Below are 17,933 nucleotides of genomic sequence, written 5' to 3' on the forward strand. Positions count from 1 at the left end.
CGTCACAAACCAATGTGGCGCTTGTTTCACACCATGAGGGCAGGCAGGCTTCTTTCCGAAAGCAAGGAGAATGCCATGTATGAAGTGATCGGAAGCCCCACCAGCCGCGCGTTTCGGGTGGTGTGGATGTTGGAAGAGCTGGGCTTGCCTTACACGCTGTCGCCGGAAAAGCCACACTCCGAGGTGGTGAGCGCGCTCAATCCCTCTGGCAAAATTCCAATCCTGAAAGATGGCGACGCGGCGATCATCGACAGCACCGCGATCCTGACCTATCTGGCGGACAAACATGGCGCGCTGACCTTTCCGGCTGGCACCATTGAGCGGGCGCATCAGGACAGCTTTACGCAGCAGATCTTGGATGAGGTGGAAGCTGGCTTGTGGACCGCAAGCCGCCACAACTTCATCTTACCGGAAGACCGCAAGGTGCCTGCGGTGAAAGAGACCCTGATGTGGGAATACAGTCGCGGATTGAAGAACGTGCTGCGGCGTCGACAGGGGACTTATTTGATGGGGGAAGAGATGACCGTGCCAGATATCATTCTGACCCATTGTGCCACCTGGGCGAAGTTTGAGGGCTTCCCAACCGACAATGAGGAGTTGCTTGGCTACATCAAGGTCACGCGTGGTCGAGACGCCTTTCAGAAACTGCTGCCGAAAAAGAAGTGAGGGGCCAGCCCCTTTTGGCCTGCGGCCAATTCACCCCGAGATATTTTTGGAATGAGAATGCTAGGTGTTGCGCGACAGCCAGTTGGCCGCGCCTAGGCCCGCCCAGCGCCCCGTGGCAAGGCAGGCGGTGAGCAGGTAGCCGCCGGTGGGGGCTTCCCAGTCGAGCATTTCACCCGCAGCAAAGGTGCCGGGGGTGTCCTTGAGCATGAGATTTTGATCCAGCGCGTCGAGGCGCAGGCCACCTGCGGTGCTGATCGCTTCATCCATTGGGCGTGGGCCGACGTGTGTGACTGGCAGGGCTTTGAGGAGTGGCGCGAGGTCCTCTGGCAATGGCTGGCCAAACTCCATCAGAAGCGCTTGTTTTTCTGGCGTAAGCTTCAGGGCTTTGCGCAGGAAATTGGCACGGCTCATTTTGCCTTTGGGGCGGGAGAGGCGGGCACGGATGTCTTCGAGGCTCATATCCGGCAGCAGGTCGAGGGTGAGTGGCGCGCCGTCACGCATGGGGCGGGAAACTGCGTAGATGCCGCCCCCTTCGAGACCACGGGCTGAGATGACAAACTCCGCGCGTACTGAGGAGCCACCCGCTGTGAGGGTCACATTTTTGATCGGGGTGCCAAAGTGGCGCGCCATATGGGGGGACCAGTTCACTTCGAAGCCCATATTCGCGGGTTGAAAAGGCGCGGTTGAGGTGTTGAGCCAGTCCGCCCAGGCGCCATCTGATCCAAGGCGCGCCCAGCTGGCGCCGCCACAGGCCAGCACGCAAACCTTGGGGGTGATCTCTTGGGGGCCATCCGGTGTGTCAAAGCGATAGCTGCCGCCGGTCCAGCGCCAACGGGTGCGGATTTCCACGCCTTGCTCCGACAGATGTATCAGCCACGCGCGCAAAAGGGGGGAGGCTTTCATCACCTTGGGAAAGACCCGGCCTGAAGAGCCCGTGAACATGTCCTGCCCCAAGCCTTCGGCCCAGGTTGTGATCTCTTTGGGGCCAAAGGCTTCCAGCATGGGGCGCAGGGAGGGCGCAGCCTCGTGATAGTGGCTCAGGAAGGCTTCAAACGGCTCGTCTTTGGTCAGGTTGAGGCCGGATTTGCCTGCCATCAATAACTTGCGCGCGACAGAGGGTTTGGCCTCCGCCACCACAACAGAGTGCCCCGCCGATGACAGCATATCAGCGGCCATGAGACCGGCGGGGCCTGCGCCTATGATCAGCGCATCAGTCACGTGGCAGGCATCGATACGGTCAGCGGGGTTTTGAGTTCCACCACACGCTGTGGATACGGAATGGTGATGCCTTCGTCCTTGAGCGCGTTCCAAATCAGGAAGAGCACATCGGAGGTGAATTTGTTGCGCCCGTCGTCGATGCCCTCGACCCAGAACTCTACGGCAAAATCGACGCCATTGTCGCCAAAGCCGCGCAGCTCGCAATCTGGCGGAAACGGGTCGTTGAGCACGCCGGGGTGTTTGGCTACTGCGGCCTCAATGATGGCGGGCACCTTGTTGATGTCGGTGTCGTAGCTGACCGAGAATGGCGCCTCATAGCGGTTGGCAGACCCACTGTCGGAATAATTCACCACACGGGTGGTGATAAAATCCTCGTTGGGGACCACAATCCAACGACCATCATAGGTTTCCAAAATGGTGGCGCGGGCGGTCATTTTGATGATGGTACCAGCTTCGCCGCCGTCGAGTTCGACATAGTCACCAACGGTGGCCTGACCTTCGAGCAACAGGATCACGCCCGAGATGAAGTTCGACGCAATTTTTTGCAGACCAAAACCAAGGCCCACGCCAATCACACCGGTGAGAACCGCCAGAGAGGTGAGGTTGATGCCCATGATGTTCATCACCAGCAGGAAGGCGACACCAAAGATGCCGATTTCCAGGGTTTTGGCAATGAGCTCGCGCATGGCGGGGCGCATCTCGTCCTGTTTCTTGATGAACTGGCTGGATTGCTCGTTGGACCAACGGCCAAGCCAGAAGATCGCGCTTGCGACCAGCACAAAGCGGATGGCAAAGAGCACGGAGAACGAAAGGTTGCCCAATGGCACAACGGTGGTGTCCAGATAGGCCATAACCTCATCCAGAATGCCCAGCGCGTAGAGACCCGCAATCGGCACAAAGATGTAGCGGCCCAGCACCTTCATCACCGGATCAGCGATGATTTCTTTGACCAGAATGCGCACCGCCAGGAACAGGAACACCCGTTTGCCAAAGGCAATCACCGCGCCGGAGCCAAACAGCGAGCGGGTCACGTTTTCGCCAATACCAATGAAGACATAGGCCAAGAGCGGCAGCAGCAGTGGCAAGAACATCGACACAAAGCGGCGGGCGCGGGCGATGTAGCTGTCTTGACCTTCTGGCGGCGTGAGCCAGCGATCCAGCAGCGGGTGCAGCTTGCGGCTGGCATAGAGCGCGGCGAGGTACGCAACCAGAAGCAGGCCAAATTGCGACCAAGCGGCGGGGCTGAGCAGCCACCCTTGGGCAATGCCCCAAAGGCGCTCCACATGTTCAAGGGCTGTGTTGAGAAAAGCTGTGCCGTCCATGGTGGGTCCGCTTGCTGTCATTGAGGCTTAGGCTAACCTCTTGCCTTGCGGGCTTTGGTAACTCAATCAAAAACGCGGGGAAAATACCGCGTGATTACGCATTCCCGCACGGGCAAGACGTGCCAAACCTTATGGCGCGCCCTATTGGTAGTGCTTCTTGCGGGACATTTTTCCGATGCCGGGGTTCAAGCTGTTGGTGGGGTCCACCGATTTGTAAAAGGCGGCGAGGTCCGGTTTGGCGGCATAAAGATGGCCGACGTTGTGTTCCGCAGGGTACTCGGCGCCGCGTTTGTCCAATATCTCCAGCATGGCCGCTTTGAGCGCCGTCGGATCACAGCCCTTTTTCACGATGTAGTCCTGATGCAGCACGTGGCACATGAAGTGGCCATAGTAGAGCTTGCTGACCAATTGATCGGTGATGTCCTTGGGCAGGGTTTCGAACCAATCCTCATCATTGCGGCGCAGGGCGATGTCGAGAGCGATAATGTCTTCGACCTCTGCACTGTGCACATTCATGTAGCGCACGGCAGCGCCTGCCGCGGCAAAACGCAGAAGCCCAGCCATTTTGGCTTCACGGTCATCACATTCAAAGAAATCAAGCGCGCCGTTGGCGGTCATTTCACTCAGGAGCGTGCGGGCCTCTTCGATGCCGCCGTCCCGCATCTTCAGGATCAGGTGGTGCGGGTAAGCTTTACGGAAAGCCCGCATACGTTTGGGCACCACGTTGGGCCAAAGGCGGGCGGCAAACTGCATGAACCTATCGGTGAAATGCGTCAGACCCGGCACGTTTTGCAGGCGGGCATCGACGGTGCCTTTGAGGGCAAAGAAGGTGGGCAACCGATCCGTGCCCAACTTGTCGATCATCACCATCGTGTCTTTGCCATAGACATCGGAGAGGTCAAACACATCCTCGTGCAGGTACTCGGCGCTGACCGGCAGGGTTTTGAAATCCTTCAGAATGCGACGGCGCAGGGTGCCCAAACCGGCGGTATCTGAAGCGGCCACGTAGAAGGTCTTTTCCGCGTCATTCTTGGCGTAGGTGTCCAAGCGCACGGCAAACACGGCCAGCTTACCGGCACAGCCTGCGGCCTCATAGAGACGGGATTTGTCGGCGTTAAACCGGGCCGGGCTGTCGGCATCCACATCGCGTACACGTTGAGCGTAGTCGGTGTCGGAGGCGCGGCGGTTGTCCTCGTGGATGTCTTTTGCGGTGAAGCTGCCGGCCTGCAGGTTGGTCAGGACCTCCTCTGGCGTGGCGCCAAGGTCAATGCCGAGGTGGTTGACCAATTGCAGCTCGCCCGCCTCGGTGATCTGCGCAAAGACAGAGAGCTCAGTGTAGCTGGGACCACGTTCCACAAGCGCGCCGCCGGAGTTATTGCAGACGCCGCCCACAACAGACGCGCCAATGCAGGAGGAGCCGATCACGGAATGCGGTTGGCGGCCAAGTGGCGCCAGCAGTTTCTCCAGCTTGAACAATGTGGACCCCGGGAAAGAGATCACCTGTGTGCCGTCTTTGATGAGTTGGATGTCATCCATGCGGCGGGTGTTGATCAGCACAACCTCGCGGTCATAGCTGCCTTTGGGGGTGGACCCTTCGGTCAGGCCGGTATTTGCCGCTTGCATGATGACAATCTTGTTCGCTGCGACACAGGCTTGCAGAACTTGCCATTGTTCGAGAAGGGTCGCGGGTTGCACAACAGCGAGGGCGTCGCCTTCGCCAGAGCGGAAGCCTTTGCGGAACCGTTGGGTGCGGCGGTCACCGGTTAATACGTGACGTTTGCCAACAATGTTACGCAGCTGCGCGATTACCTGATCTTTGCCCATGAGACCCTCACACCATAAACACATGCTCCGGTGATGGGTGGTAATTGGTCAGCTCACCGGCGCGGGCGTTGTGCGACGGCGATGCTGTAGGGTCAACCGCTTGCGTTAATTGGTCCAAAAATGTGACCAAATTGATATATCAGGGGTTTTGGGTATCTACAGACACATCTGTTTTATGCCCGTCGCGATCTCCGGTTTGGCCGCCAGCGTGTCCGCTGCTATCTCGCGCGCCACAGAGAGCACATCTTCAGCAGGCACAATGCGTTCGATCAGCCCGTAGGTGAGCGCCTCCTCTGCAGTGAGTTTCTGACCACCCATCAACATGAGCTTGGCACGGGCAGGGCCGACCAAGGCGGCCAAACGCGCGGGATCGGAGGGCTGCGGCAGGTAACCGAGCTTCATGACCGGGTAGAAAAACTTCGCGTGCGGCGCAGCGATGCGGATGTCACAGGCCAGTGCCATACCGTTTGCGCCACCTGCCAAAGTGCCATTCAGCGCCGCGATGGTCAGACCGGGCAAGGCAGCAACCGCGCTGGAGAGGCGCTCCCAAACCGGGCTAATCGCGAGACCTGCGCGGGCTTCATCCAAATCGGCGCCTGCGGAGAATACCTTACCCGCTCCAGTGAAGATCAGACCCCGCGCGTCTTGGGCAGACTCTGAGATTTCTGCCAAATCTGTCAGCATCGCCTCGGTCAGGGAATTGGCCTTCTCAGGCCGGTTGATGGTCACAATCCACAGGCCGCTGTCGTCTTTGGTCAACTCAATCATGTTTGTCTCACTTTGCCCAAGAGGCCGTCTTTGCCACAAAAGGCTGTTTTTTGCCGACGCGGCCCGCAAAGCAACCGCTTGGAATGTTTGATTTCCCTTGAAGTAAGGCGATCGAGGCGAGCCGTCTACCCCAGGGTGAAAAACCCATGTGTTTGACCCTTGACCCTGCCTCAGTGAAGACCCAGTCTTAAGGGGAAGACTTTGAAAAGGTAGATAAGTTGATGCAGATTTCAGCACCCCGCATTTTCACAACCACGGCTTTGGCCACGGTTTTTTGCGCCCAGGCCGCTTGGGCAGACGTAACCGCAGACGAAGTTTGGAGCAATTGGCGCGACTCGATGACCGGTTTTGGCTACGAGATTTCGGCCACGGAAAGCACCGAAGGCGATGTCTTGACTGTGAACGGGCTGGCAATGTCGATGGACATTCCGGAAGAAGACGCCACCGTGGCAGTCGACCTGGGCAGCCTGGCATTTGAGAACGTCGGTGACGGCACCGTGCGGGTTGTTTTGCCCGAAAACGCACCGATCCTTGTGAAACTTTTGGATGACGAAGAGGCGGTTGAAATTGCGCTGACCATGTCGTCCGCCGACATGAAAAACATTGTGTCCGGTACAGCGGAAGCCATGGTTTACGAGTATGCCGCAAGCAAACTGGACCTGATCGTGGACAGCATTGTTGTGGACGGTGAAACCATCCCGGACATGGACATTGCCCTGACCATGGCGGACCTCGCAGGACGCTCACAAACGACGTTTGGCGATGTGATCAGCAGCGTGCAAAAAGGCAGCATCGGCAATGTGTCTTTGATTGCCAAAGGCGTGGATCCGGACTCCGGTGAAAACTTTGACATGACCGTGACCGGCGCAGGCTTGGAAGTGGACGGCACAGCCAGCGTGCCAAGTGGTGACTATGGTGAAGATGTTGCCGCATTCTTTGCGGACGGTTTTGCCATTGAAGGTAGCTATTCACTGCAATCTTCCACCATGAATGTGAACTTCGTGGAAGACGGCACCCCAGGGTCCATGGCCTATACCAGCGGCCCGGCCTCTGTCGGGATCGATATGGACAGCGAAGGCATGGCCTATGATGGCACCGTCACCAATGTTGCGGTGAATGTGGCCAGCCCTGAGTTTCCGCTGCCAATCGACATCAGCTTTGGTGAAATGGGTTATGGCTTCTCGGTACCTCTAGCCGCATCTGAGGAGCAGCAAGAATTTGGCCTGACCGTGAAGCTGCTGGACCTGAGCGTATCTGAAATGCTGTGGGGCATGTTTGACCCCGGTCAGGTGCTGCCACGTGATCCCGCCAACCTGCTTGTGGACGTGAGTGGTTTGGCCACCGTTGCAATCGATATCCTGACGTTGGATGACGACAGCCCGGAAATCCCAGGCGAGTTGAACGCGCTGAACATCAACGACATCCAACTGAATCTCGCCGGAGCCGCAGTGGTAGGTGCAGGCAGCTTCACCTTTGACAACACTGACATGGAAAGCTTTGACGGCTTCCCGCGGCCCGAAGGCAGCCTGGACGTCAAGATTGCCGGCATCAACGGGCTGATGGACAAGCTGATCTCGATGGGTCTTCTGCCAGAAGAACAGGCGATGGGCGCACGCATGATGATGGGCATGTTCACCCAGCCGGGTGACGGCGACGACACGCTGGTCTCAAAAATCGAAGTCAATGAGCAAGGTCAGGTTCTGGCCAACGGGCAGCGCCTGAAATAAGGCAACCCGCATTTGCGAATACGAAGGCCGCAGCGGTTTGCTGCGGCCTTTTTATTTGAGCGGATACGTCGCGTTCAATGCCCCATTCCCCCACTGGACGTTGCGGCAAGTGCGGCCTAGTCTCGCGCGCAAATCAGTAAAAGGACCTGCGTCATGGCGACCGGCACAAACATCCGCACCTACTACAATGGCACTTGGCATGACGGCGACATTTCCATTATCCGCGCGGCGGATCACGGCGCATGGTTGGGCACGACGGTGTTTGACGGGGCACGACTGGTGAATGGTCTGACACCAGATCTGGACAAACACTGCGCGCGCACCAACCGCTCGGCTGAAGCTTTGATGCTCACCCCTACCGTCTCAACCGACGACATGGTGGCCATTGTGCAGGAAGGGCTGAAAGCTTACGCACCGGGTGCGGCGGTGTATATTCGCCCGATGTATTGGGGGCTGGATGGCGACCCAACTGCGATCATCCCAAGTCCGGACACCACAGGCTTTGCTGTGTGCCTTGAAGAAATCCCGATGGCCGCGCCAGATGCGGCAGTGGCATTGTGCAAAACCCAATTCCGTCGCCCGGTTCTAGAAAGTTCGGTTGTGAACGCCAAGGCGGGCTGTCTGTACCCAAACAACGCGCGCATGTTGCAGGAGGCGCGCTCCAGAGGCTTCCACAACACGCTGACCTGTGACGTGATGGGCAATGTGGCCGAAACCGCCACGTCCAACGTGTTTATGGTGCGCGATGGCGAAGTGTTCACGCCGATTCCAAATGGCACCTTCCTGGCCGGGATTACGCGTGCGCGTCACATTGAGAACCTGCGCGCAGATGGCGTGACCGTGCATGAGACCATTCTGGGGTACGGCGATTTTGATAAGGCTGACGAAATCTTCCTGTCCGGCAACATGAGCAAGGTCACGCCGGTGAAAGCCTTTGAGGGTCAGCAGTATCAAATTGGGCCCCTCACCCGTCGCGTGCGCGAGATGTATTGGGACTGGGCTGCCACCACCGCGTGACGCGGCAGAAAGAAACATTGCGCGCCAAAGCGCTTAGCGGCATGATCCCGGAAAGGGAGTGACAGTATGCGCAAGTTTCTCGTGGTGCTGGATGACAGCCGGGAATGTCTGAATGCGATGCGGTTTGCAGCGATGCGGGCCGCGCGCACTGGTGGCGGCGTGAAAATCCTGTCGATCATTCCGCCGGAAGAGTTCAACCATTGGATTGGTGTGAGTGATTTGATGCGGGAAGAAACGCGGGAGCGGATCGAGGTGCATTACGAGGTGTTTGCCAAGTGGATGCGGGATCGCCAGGGCGTCGATCCAGAGCTTAAAATCCGCGAAGGTGAAGCGGTGAACGAGATCCTCGCCGAGATCAAAGAGGACGCGGAGATTGGCGTCTTGGTGCTGGGTGCCGGTAACGATCGCAAAGGGCCTGGCCCACTGGTGTCGCAGCTGTCGCGTAACTCTGCCAGCCTGCCGGTGCCGATCACTGTGGTGCCCGGAGATTTGACCAAAGAGCAACTGGAAGCGGTGACCTGAGGCCACCTTTTCCAAACCTCAGTTTAGAATGAATCTAAACCTTGACTATTGCCTATCGCAGGCGCATATCAATCCCGATAGGAAAGGTCTGCCAATGTTCATTCAAACAGAATCCACACCAAACCCCGCCACGTTGAAATTCCTGCCCGGCCAGACCGTGCTGGAAATGGGCACCGCCGACTTCCCAACAGCGGATGGCGCGTCGGCCTCTCCTTTGGCGACCCGTATCTTTGCGGTGAACGGTGTGGCTGGCGTGTTCTTTGGCAACGACTTTGTCACAGTCACCAAAGCTGACGGCATTGAGTGGGATCACATCAAACCATCCATTCTTGGCGCGATCATGGAGCACTTCCAATCCGGGCAACCGGTTCTGGCAGGCGATGCAGCTGCGCCTTCGGGCCACGCAGAGCACACCGGTGAAGATGGTGAGATTGTTGGCCAGATCAAAGAGCTTCTGGACACCCGCGTGCGCCCAGCTGTGGCGCAAGACGGCGGCGACATCACCTTCCACGGGTTTGATCGCGGCGTTGTGTACCTGCACATGCAGGGTGCTTGCGCCGGTTGCCCATCGTCCACGCTGACTCTGAAAATGGGCATCGAGAACCTGCTGCGTCACTACATCCCAGAAGTGACCGAAGTGCGCCCTGTTGCGGTGTAAGCCATTAGCATGACCACACCATTGGTTCTGAGTTTTGATACATCGGCCGCGCATGTCGCGGCCGCTTTGCTGTGCGGCGATGAGATCATCGCGCGAAAAGTCGAAGAGATGAAACGCGGTCAAGCGGAGCGCCTGATGCCGATGCTGGAAGAGGTTCTTGCCGAGGGTGGCAAGAGTTTTGGTGATCTCGATGCGATTGGCGTCGGGGTTGGGCCGGGCAATTTTACCGGCATTCGGATTTCCGTCTCTGCGGCACGCGGTCTGGCACTTGGTTTGGGTATCCCAGCGGTTGGCGTGAACAGCTTTGATGCCATCGACGCCGGCTTAGGTGGGGGTGGCATGGCCATGGTCAGCGCTCCGCGTGGCCAAGGGTATTTGTTCCCGAAAGGTGGCACACCCTACTTGGCCTCCGAAGAGCAATTGGCACAAGCCGCTCAAAACGCGCCTTTGGTGACACCTAAAGCGGAGAGCCTTGTCGAACAGATCGCGCGATTGGCGGCACAACGGTACCAAAACAATCCCCCGCGCCCTGCCCCGCTCTACATCAAACCAGCGGATGCGGCCCCGCCGAAAGACCCGGCGCCAGTGATCCTGCCATGACACCAGAGATCATGGCGGCGATTTATGCGGTGGCCTTTCCCAATGGTCGCGCGTGGAGTGCGGCTGAAATTTCGGACATGTTGGCCTCGTCGTTGATCTTTGCCATCGAGGGTGACGTGGGGTTCGCTATCGGACGGGTGATCGTAGATGAAGCTGAGCTTCTGACCATCGCAGTGGCCCCGGAACATCAAGGCGAGGGTTTGGGCCTTGTTTTGTTGAATCAATTCGAAACCGAATCAAAAACACGTGGAGCGTGTTGGGCGATTTTGGAGGTCGCGCAAGACAACGCGGCCGCGCTTGCGCTCTATACACGGTCGGGCTACGAAATCTGCGGTGAGCGGCCTGGCTACTACAGCAGACCGAACGGAGAGCAAATCACTGCCAGCCTTATGAAAAAGGCGTTAAGGTAGCGATAGGTGTGATTCGAGATCGGTCATTTTTGCCCAAACGGTCAAAAAACCGTTGACGCTAACGGTCTCAATCGCCTTAGTAACACGATGATCCGGCGGGATCTAAACAATAGACGGGACGGCAGCTCGCCAAAACAACGACCGACCCGCTCAATATATGGGAGACATTTATGAGCCTCATGCACAAATTCCTCGGCGCAGCCGCGGCAGCAGCTCTTTCCGCAGGTGCAGCCCTGGCAGAGCCAGCGCTGATCTTTGACCTCGGCGGCAAATTTGACAAATCTTTCAACGAAGCGGCCTTTGGTGGCGCGACCCGTTGGGCCGAAGAAACCGGCAACACATTCCGTGAAATCGAACTGCAGTCCGAAGCTCAGCGTGAGCAGGCTCTGCGTCGTTTTGCTGAAGCAGGCGCCAACCCAATCGTGATGACCGGCTTTGCCTTTGGCAACGTGCTGAGCGAAGTGGCACCAGACTATCCTGACACCAAGTTTGCGATCATCGACATGGTTGTGGATGCGCCAAACGTACGCTCCGTTGTGTTCAACGAGCACGAAGGCTCCTACCTGGTTGGCATGATGGCGGCTCAGGCTTCCAAGTCCGGCACCGTAGGCTTCATCGGCGGCATGGACATCCCGCTGATCCGTAAGTTTGCTTGTGGCTACGTTCAGGGCGTGAAAGCTGTGAACCCAGACGCCACCGTAATCCAGAACATGACCGGCACCACTCCGGCGGCCTGGAACGACCCGGTAAAAGGCTCTGAGCTGACCAAAGCACAGATCGCACAGGGCGCGGACGTTGTTTACGCAGCGGCTGGCGGCACTGGCGTTGGTGTTCTGCAGACCGCAGCGGATGAAGGCATCCTGTCTGTGGGTGTAGACAGCAACCAGAACCACCTGCACTCCGGTAAAGTTCTGACATCCATGATGAAGCGTGTGGACAACGCGGTTTATGAAGCGATGACAGCTGGCGTTGATCTGGAAACAGGCTTCAACGTGATGGGTGTGGCCAACGGCGGCATCGACTACGCCATGGACGAGCACAACGCAGCGCTCGTGTCTGCGGACATGAAAGCGTCGGTTGACGGTGCGAAAGAAAAAATCGCGTCCGGCGAACTGGCTGTGCACGACTACATGAGCGACAACACCTGCCCAGTAGAATAAGTAGATTCCGGGATCAAACCCGGAGCTCTTAATGAGGGCCGTACCATTGCGGTGCGGCCCTCAAACCTTAAAGGGGGACACGAAGATGGTAGATGCGTTGCACACATTCTTTGTCGCGTGGGGGGAAACCGACGCCACAAAACGCTTAGAGGCCCTCAAAGGGGCGCTGGCGGACAACTTCACTTACATTGATCCACGTTCTGAAGCTCCGATCTCCAATTTGGACGCGCTCAACGGCTATGTCGGCATGTATTCGCAATATGCACCCGGCGCGACAGCTGCCGTGGTGAACTCAAGCGAGACCAAGGGCCATCACCGACTGACGGTGGCTTTTCGCATGGCCGACGGCAACGAACAGCTGGGCCAGTATTGTGTGGAACTTGATGCTGACGGGCGCACCAAGCGCATGATCGGCTTCGCAGGACTGGGAGAGCCTGAATGACGGCGCCTGCCATTGAACTCAAAGGCATTTCCAAAGCTTTTGGCCCTGTCCAGGCAAACAAGGACATTTCGATTTCGGTGCAACCGGGCACCATCCACGGCATCATCGGCGAAAACGGCGCGGGCAAATCCACGCTGATGTCGATCTTGTATGGCTTTTATAAAGCGGATGCCGGGGAGATCTTCATCAAGGGTCAAAAGACTCTGATCCCAGACAGCCAAGCCGCGATCCGTGCGGGCATCGGCATGGTGTTTCAGCACTTCAAACTGGTGGAGAATTTCACCGTGCTGGAGAACATCATTCTCGGCGCTGAACACGGCGCGATGCTGAACAGTTCACTGAGCAACGCCCGCAAAGAGCTGAAACATCTGGCCGAGGAATACGGGCTGAACGTGGACCCGGATGAGGTAATCGAAAACCTCTCTGTGGGGCACCAGCAACGGGTGGAAATCCTCAAAGCCCTGTATCGCAAGGCGGAAATCCTCATTCTGGATGAACCGACCGGCGTGTTGACCCCGGCCGAAGCGGATCAGCTGTTCCGCATCCTGGACCGTCTGCGCGAAGAAGGCAAAACCATCATCCTGATCACGCACAAGCTGCGCGAGATCATGGAATTTACCGACACCGTGTCGGTGATGCGGCGTGGGGAAATGACCGCAACAGTGAAAACTTCCGAGACCTCGCCGGAGCATCTGGCAGAGTTGATGGTGGGCCGGAAAGTGCTGCTGCGGGTGGACAAGAAGCCAGCAGAGCCAAGCGAAACTGTGCTGGACATCAAAGGCCTGCGGGTAGTGGACGAAGCTGGCGTGGAGCGGGTGAAAGGCATCGACCTGACCGTGCGCGCGGGCGAGATTGTTGGCATTGCGGGCGTGGCCGGCAACGGGCAGTCCGAGCTGCTCGAAGTGCTGGGCGGCTTTGCTGACGGCACAGGTGAGATCACCATGAACGGCACAGCCCTCCCGCTGACCGGCCATGGCGCGGACGGGCAAGCCCGCCGTGCCGCAGGCATCAGCCACGTGCCAGAAGATCGACAGCGTGAAGGCCTGATCATGGAGTTCGCCGCCTGGGAAAACACCGTGTTTGGGTATCACCATTCACCGGAAATCCAGAACGGCATTCTGATGGACAACAATGGCATCTACACTGAGGCCGAGGCCAAGATGCAGCGCTTTGACGTGCGTCCGCCGGATCCCAAACTGGCTGCAAAGAATTTCTCTGGTGGTAACCAGCAGAAGATTGTTTTGGCGCGTGAAATCGAACGCAACCCAGACTTGTTGCTGATTGGGCAACCGACACGGGGCGTGGACATCGGAGCCATTGAATTCATCCACCAGCAAGTCGTGAATCTGCGCGATCAAGGCAAAGCAATTTTGCTGGTTTCGGTGGAACTGGAAGAAATTCTGTCTTTGGCTGATCGCGTTGTGGTGATGTTTGACGGCCATATCACTGGCGAACGCGTCGCTTCGCAAACCAACGAAAAAGAACTGGGCCTATTGATGGCCGGGATCACCGACACCTCCGCTGTGGCCAATGGCAACGGCGGCAATGAAAACTCCACACAGGAGGTCCACGCCGATGGATAAGATGCCTAAATGGGCCGACATCGTCCTGATCCCCTTGATTTCGCTGTTTTTGGCAGCGTTTTTCTCCGCACTTGTGATTCTGGCCATTGGCGAGAATCCCATTGCGGCGCTGAAACTTATGGTCGATGGCGCGTTGATGCGATCGGCTGGCTGGGGCTACACGCTTTACTACGCGACCAACTTTATCTTCACGGGTTTGGCGGTTTCGGTCGCCTTCCACGCACGCCTGTTCAACATCGGTGGCGAAGGCCAAGCGATGCTGGGCGGCTTGGGCGTGGCCTTGGCCTGTCTCTACATTGACTGGCCACATTGGTCGCTGGCGATCCTTGGGGCCTCCGTGGGGGCCGCCTGTTTTGGTGCGCTCTGGGCCTTGATCCCGGCATATCTGCAGGCCAAGCGCGGCAGCCACATCGTGATCACCACCATCATGTTCAATTTCATCGCAGCGGCAATTTTGAACTATGTGCTGGTGGAACTGCTGCGTCCGGTGGGCGCGATGGACCCCGCATCTGCCAAATTCCCAGAAGCAGTTCATCTGCCAACTTTCCAAGACATGTTCTCCACTGAGGGCAGCAAACTGTTCCGTGGCGCGCCTGCCAACGTTACCTTCTTCCTCGCATTGTTGGCCTGTCTGGTGGTTTGGGTGCTGATCTGGAAAACTCGGCTTGGCTATGAAATCCGCGCCTTTGGTGAATCGGAAACAGCCGCCAAATACGCAGGTATCAGCCCAGTCCGCATCACTGTGATCGCCATGCTGATCTCTGGGGCTCTGGCAGGTATGATGTCGGTCAACACCACCATGGGTGAGAGCGAACGCTTGATCCTGAACAGCACCGAGGGAGCCGGCTTTATCGGCATCGCCGTGGCGCTGATGGGACGCAACCACCCGTTTGGTGTATTGCTGGCGGCGATCCTGTTTGGCTTCCTCTATCAGGGTGGTGCCGAATTGGCTCTGTGGACCAGCATCCCACGTGAGTTGATTGTGGTTATTCAAGCGCTGGTGATCCTGTTCACTGGGGCGCTCGACAATATGGTGCGCGAACCGCTTGAAAAGCTCTTCATTGCGATGCGCCGGAGGAACGCCTGATGGACTTTCTGACACTACTTCAGGTGCTGGACACATCCGTGCGTCTGGCAACCCCGCTCCTGCTGGCCTGTCTGGCAGGACTTTACTCAGAGCGCTCCGGCGTGGTCGACATCGGCCTTGAGGGCAAAATGTTGGCAGCGGCGTTTTTCTCCGCAGCCGTGGCTTTCTATTCCGGCAATGCTTGGGTTGGTCTGCTCGCCGGTGTTGGTGCCTCAGTTGCGCTCGCAGTCGTTCACGGTTTGGCGTCCATTACCTTCCGCGGCAACCAGTTGATCTCCGGTGTGGCAATCAACTTTTTGGCGGCAGGCATGACGGTTCTGGTGGCGCAAAGCTGGTTCCGACAGGGTGGACGCACACCACCGCTAGAGGGGGACGCGCGCTTCAACCCAATTGAATTGCCGTTTGCGATTGGCCCAACAGATGCCGCCGCAGCTGACCGCCCACTGAGCCAACTGATTGCCGAGGCAGGACCATTGCAACAGTTCTACTCCGAACTGATCTCTGGTCATTCCTCGCTGGTGTATCTGGCACTGCTGACGGTGCCGTTTACCTGGTGGCTGTTGTTCCGCACCCGTTTTGGCCTGCGCCTGCGTGCGGTGGGGGAAAATCCGGCAGCAGTGGACACTGCCGGTGTGTCAGTTGTCTGGCTGCGCTATGCGGCAGTGCTGCTCTGTGGAGTGTTGTGCGGTGTGGCCGGAGCGTATCTATCCTCAGCACTGCAAGCCGGTTTTGTAAAAGATATGACTGCGGGCCGTGGCTTTATCGCGCTGGCCGCACTGATCTTTGCGAAGTGGCGTCCGGTTTACGCGCTTTGGGCTTGCTTGCTGTTTGGCCTGTTCCAAGCTTTGGAACTGCGTCCCGACATCATCGAAAACGTGATTGGCCTTAAAGTTCAGGTTCAGCTGTTGGGCGCGCTGCCTTACATCCTGACTGTGGTGATCCTCGCAGGCTTCGTTGGCAAGGCCATTCCGCCCAAAGCCAGTGCAGAGCCGTATATCAAGGAACGCTAAGGCGCTCTTGTGACACAGATTGAGGACCCCGCCCGCAGCAATGTTGGCGGGGTTTTCTTTTTACGCCCTCTTCTCGTCCACAACTAAGGCCTGAATAAGTCCAGTTTGCAGGCATTGATCTGGCCTGTCAGTGATTTAGCGGTCCAGACAGGTTGCTTTTGCGTCCCCACTGGCGCTATCAAAAAACATGCAGATCTACCTCCCCATTGCCGAAGTCTCCGTAAATGCCTTTTTGCTACTCGGTTTGGGCGGCATGGTTGGGGTTTTATCCGGCATGTTTGGGGTTGGCGGTGGCTTCCTTATGACTCCGCTGTTGTTTTTCATCGGCATTCCGCCAGCCGTGGCCGTGGCCACCGAAGCCAATCAGATTGTGGCATCATCCTTTAGCGGCGTGTTGGCGCATTTCAGGCGCAAAACTGTGGACCTCAAGATGGGCACGGTTCTGTTGTCCGGAGGATTGGTAGGCGCGGCATTTGGGGTGGTGTTGTTTAACTATCTGAAGGCGCAAGGTCAGGTCGATCTGCTTGTGCGGCTGTGTTACGTGGTTTTCTTGGGCGTGATCGGCTCTTTGATGTTCGTCGAGAGCCTCAACGCGATCCGGAAATCCCGCAAGAACGCAGGCCCACCCAAGCGTAAGAAGCACAATTGGATCCATGGCTTGCCGCTGAAGATGCGGTTTAGGGTTTCGGGGCTGTATATCTCGGTCATCCCGCCGCTGATCGTTGGGGTGCTGGTTGGTATTCTAGCGGCCATCATGGGTGTTGGCGGCGGGTTTATCATGGTGCCAGCGATGATCTACCTGCTGGGCATGCCCACCAAAGTGGTTGTGGGTACGTCGCTATTCCAGATTATCTTTGTGACTGGCTTCACTACCCTGCTACACGCCACGACCAACTACACGGTTGATATTGCTCTGGCGGTTCTGTTGCTGGTGGGCGGTGTGATTGGCGCGCAAATTGGCACGCGATTGGGCACCTATTTGAAAGCAGAGCAGTTGAGGATTTTGCTGGCGCTTTTAGTGATCCTGGTTTGTGCCAAGCTGGCGCTTGACCTGCTCTTGGAACCAAGTGAGCTGTTCTCCATTGGCGCGTCGGGAGGGCACTGAGTATGAAACGTCTGCTCCTCTCCCTGCTTTTGATTGTCGCGACGCCTATGATGGCCGAAGAAGTTGTCTTGGGTTTGAGCCAAGACCAGGTTGCGATCACGGCTGATTTTGACGGATCTGAAATCCTGCTGTTTGGTGCGGTAAAGCGAGAAAGCCCGATCCTGCAAGATCCGCCACTGGAAGTTGTGATTGCCGTGTCCGGCCCTAGTGGCCCGCTGACTGTGCGCCGCAAGGAGCGCAAATTTGGCATCTGGGTAAACGCCGACGCGGTTGAAATTGATCGCGCGCCAAGCTTCTACGCTGTGGCCACATCCGCGCCATTTAACGAAGCGATGTCCAATGTCGAAGACCAACGCCACCGCGTGTCAATTCCCCGCGCGATCCGCTCTGTTGGGGCACCAATGGGGATTGAAGATGCGCAGAGCTTTAGTGAGGCTGTGATCCGCATTCGCACCGATGAAGGCTCATATCAGCTTCTGGAGAACTCGGTATCGGTGGACGAGCAAACCCTGTTTCGCACCTCAATCAAGATGCCCGCCAACCTGACCGAAGGCGACTATCCAACGCGAATTTTCCTGACGCGGGGTGGCAAAGTGGTGTCCAACTACGAGACCGTGATCAACGTGAACAAGGTGGGGTTGGAACGCTGGCTGTTCGATATGTCGCGCAATCAACCGTTGATGTACGGCCTGATGTCGCTGGCGATTGCCATAGCGGCAGGTTGGATGGCCTCCGCCGCGTTCCAAGTTTTGCAGCGACGCTAAGATGACGGCAGGCTTGCGCCTTTGGCGCGGGCCGACTACCTGTCACGAAA

The 17,933-nt window shown here is 57.6% G+C and carries 18 protein-coding genes; 14 read left to right on the forward strand and 4 right to left on the reverse strand.

Annotated elements, in window-relative coordinates:
* Positions 1–75: 75 nt before the first annotated feature.
* A complete protein-coding gene (locus QOL67_RS00560; RefSeq protein WP_283423998.1) occupies positions 76–666 on the forward strand; it encodes a glutathione S-transferase family protein in 591 nt (196 codons plus the stop codon).
* Positions 667–726: 60 nt separating this feature from the next.
* On the opposite strand, the gene QOL67_RS00565 is transcribed toward QOL67_RS00560, so the two are convergent.
* The 4 genes from QOL67_RS00565 to QOL67_RS00580 form a co-directional block, all read right to left on the reverse strand.
* The gene (locus tag QOL67_RS00565; RefSeq protein WP_283423999.1) at positions 727–1,884 is read right to left on the reverse strand and encodes a TIGR03862 family flavoprotein; all 1,158 of its coding nucleotides are present in this window, start codon (positions 1,882–1,884) and stop codon (positions 727–729) included.
* Positions 1,881–3,206, reverse strand: a complete 1,326-nt coding sequence (locus QOL67_RS00570) for a mechanosensitive ion channel family protein (protein WP_283424000.1) — start codon at positions 3,204–3,206, stop codon at positions 1,881–1,883. Before QOL67_RS00570 ends, QOL67_RS00565 begins: the two co-directional genes overlap by 4 nt.
* A 141-nt stretch (positions 3,207–3,347) precedes the next feature.
* Positions 3,348–5,030, reverse strand: a complete 1,683-nt coding sequence (dld, locus tag QOL67_RS00575; protein WP_283424001.1) for a D-lactate dehydrogenase — start codon at positions 5,028–5,030, stop codon at positions 3,348–3,350.
* A 156-nt stretch (positions 5,031–5,186) separates the two neighbouring features.
* Positions 5,187–5,798, reverse strand: coding sequence for an enoyl-CoA hydratase/isomerase family protein (locus QOL67_RS00580; RefSeq protein ID WP_283424002.1), 612 nt, complete (start codon positions 5,796–5,798; stop codon positions 5,187–5,189).
* 221 nt (positions 5,799–6,019) lie between these two features.
* On the opposite strand from QOL67_RS00580, the gene QOL67_RS00585 reads away from it, so the two are divergent.
* From QOL67_RS00585 to QOL67_RS00645, 13 genes are all read left to right on the forward strand, one after another.
* A complete protein-coding gene (locus QOL67_RS00585) occupies positions 6,020–7,525 on the forward strand; it encodes a DUF2125 domain-containing protein (RefSeq protein WP_283424003.1) in 1,506 nt (501 codons plus the stop codon).
* Positions 7,526–7,678: 153 nt separating this feature from the next.
* The gene (locus tag QOL67_RS00590; protein WP_283424004.1) at positions 7,679–8,542 is read left to right on the forward strand and encodes a branched-chain amino acid aminotransferase; all 864 of its coding nucleotides are present in this window, start codon (positions 7,679–7,681) and stop codon (positions 8,540–8,542) included.
* A gap of 66 nt (positions 8,543–8,608) precedes the next feature.
* The gene (locus tag QOL67_RS00595) at positions 8,609–9,064 is read left to right on the forward strand and encodes a universal stress protein (protein WP_283424005.1); all 456 of its coding nucleotides are present in this window, start codon (positions 8,609–8,611) and stop codon (positions 9,062–9,064) included.
* 94 nt (positions 9,065–9,158) lie between these two features.
* Positions 9,159–9,722 (forward strand): NifU family protein, encoded by a 564-nt coding sequence (locus QOL67_RS00600; protein ID WP_164644348.1) that lies wholly within the window; start codon positions 9,159–9,161, stop codon positions 9,720–9,722.
* 9 nt (positions 9,723–9,731) lie between these two features.
* Positions 9,732–10,322: a tRNA (adenosine(37)-N6)-threonylcarbamoyltransferase complex dimerization subunit type 1 TsaB gene (gene tsaB, locus QOL67_RS00605; RefSeq protein ID WP_283424006.1), complete on the forward strand. Its 591-nt coding sequence runs from the start codon at positions 9,732–9,734 to the stop codon at positions 10,320–10,322.
* Positions 10,319–10,732 carry a GNAT family N-acetyltransferase gene (locus tag QOL67_RS00610; RefSeq protein ID WP_283424007.1) on the forward strand — a complete coding sequence of 138 codons (414 nt, stop codon included), beginning with the start codon at positions 10,319–10,321 and terminating at the stop codon, positions 10,730–10,732. The genes tsaB and QOL67_RS00610 overlap by 4 nt, the downstream gene beginning before the upstream one ends.
* Before the next feature lie 170 nt (positions 10,733–10,902).
* Positions 10,903–11,892, forward strand: coding sequence for a BMP family lipoprotein (locus QOL67_RS00615; RefSeq protein ID WP_283424008.1), 990 nt, complete (start codon positions 10,903–10,905; stop codon positions 11,890–11,892).
* An 85-nt stretch (positions 11,893–11,977) separates the two neighbouring features.
* The gene (locus QOL67_RS00620; RefSeq protein ID WP_283424009.1) at positions 11,978–12,334 is read left to right on the forward strand and encodes a molecular chaperone GroEL; all 357 of its coding nucleotides are present in this window, start codon (positions 11,978–11,980) and stop codon (positions 12,332–12,334) included.
* Positions 12,331–13,917, forward strand: a complete 1,587-nt coding sequence (locus QOL67_RS00625) for an ABC transporter ATP-binding protein (RefSeq protein ID WP_283424010.1) — start codon at positions 12,331–12,333, stop codon at positions 13,915–13,917. Before QOL67_RS00620 ends, QOL67_RS00625 begins: the two co-directional genes overlap by 4 nt.
* Positions 13,910–15,004: an ABC transporter permease gene (locus QOL67_RS00630; protein WP_283424011.1), complete on the forward strand. Its 1,095-nt coding sequence runs from the start codon at positions 13,910–13,912 to the stop codon at positions 15,002–15,004. The genes QOL67_RS00625 and QOL67_RS00630 overlap by 8 nt, the downstream gene beginning before the upstream one ends.
* Positions 15,004–16,014 carry an ABC transporter permease gene (locus QOL67_RS00635; RefSeq protein ID WP_283424012.1) on the forward strand — a complete coding sequence of 337 codons (1,011 nt, stop codon included), beginning with the start codon at positions 15,004–15,006 and terminating at the stop codon, positions 16,012–16,014. Before QOL67_RS00630 ends, QOL67_RS00635 begins: the two co-directional genes overlap by 1 nt.
* 187 nt (positions 16,015–16,201) lie before the next feature.
* Positions 16,202–17,119 (forward strand): sulfite exporter TauE/SafE family protein, encoded by a 918-nt coding sequence (locus QOL67_RS00640; RefSeq protein WP_283424013.1) that lies wholly within the window; start codon positions 16,202–16,204, stop codon positions 17,117–17,119.
* A 2-nt stretch (positions 17,120–17,121) separates the two neighbouring features.
* Positions 17,122–17,883, forward strand: coding sequence for a TIGR02186 family protein (locus QOL67_RS00645; protein ID WP_283424014.1), 762 nt, complete (start codon positions 17,122–17,124; stop codon positions 17,881–17,883).
* Positions 17,884–17,933 lie beyond the last annotated feature (50 nt).

The sequence above is a fragment of the Shimia sagamensis genome, assembly GCF_900182745.1.
GTDB lineage: Bacteria > Pseudomonadota > Alphaproteobacteria > Rhodobacterales > Rhodobacteraceae > Shimia > Shimia sagamensis.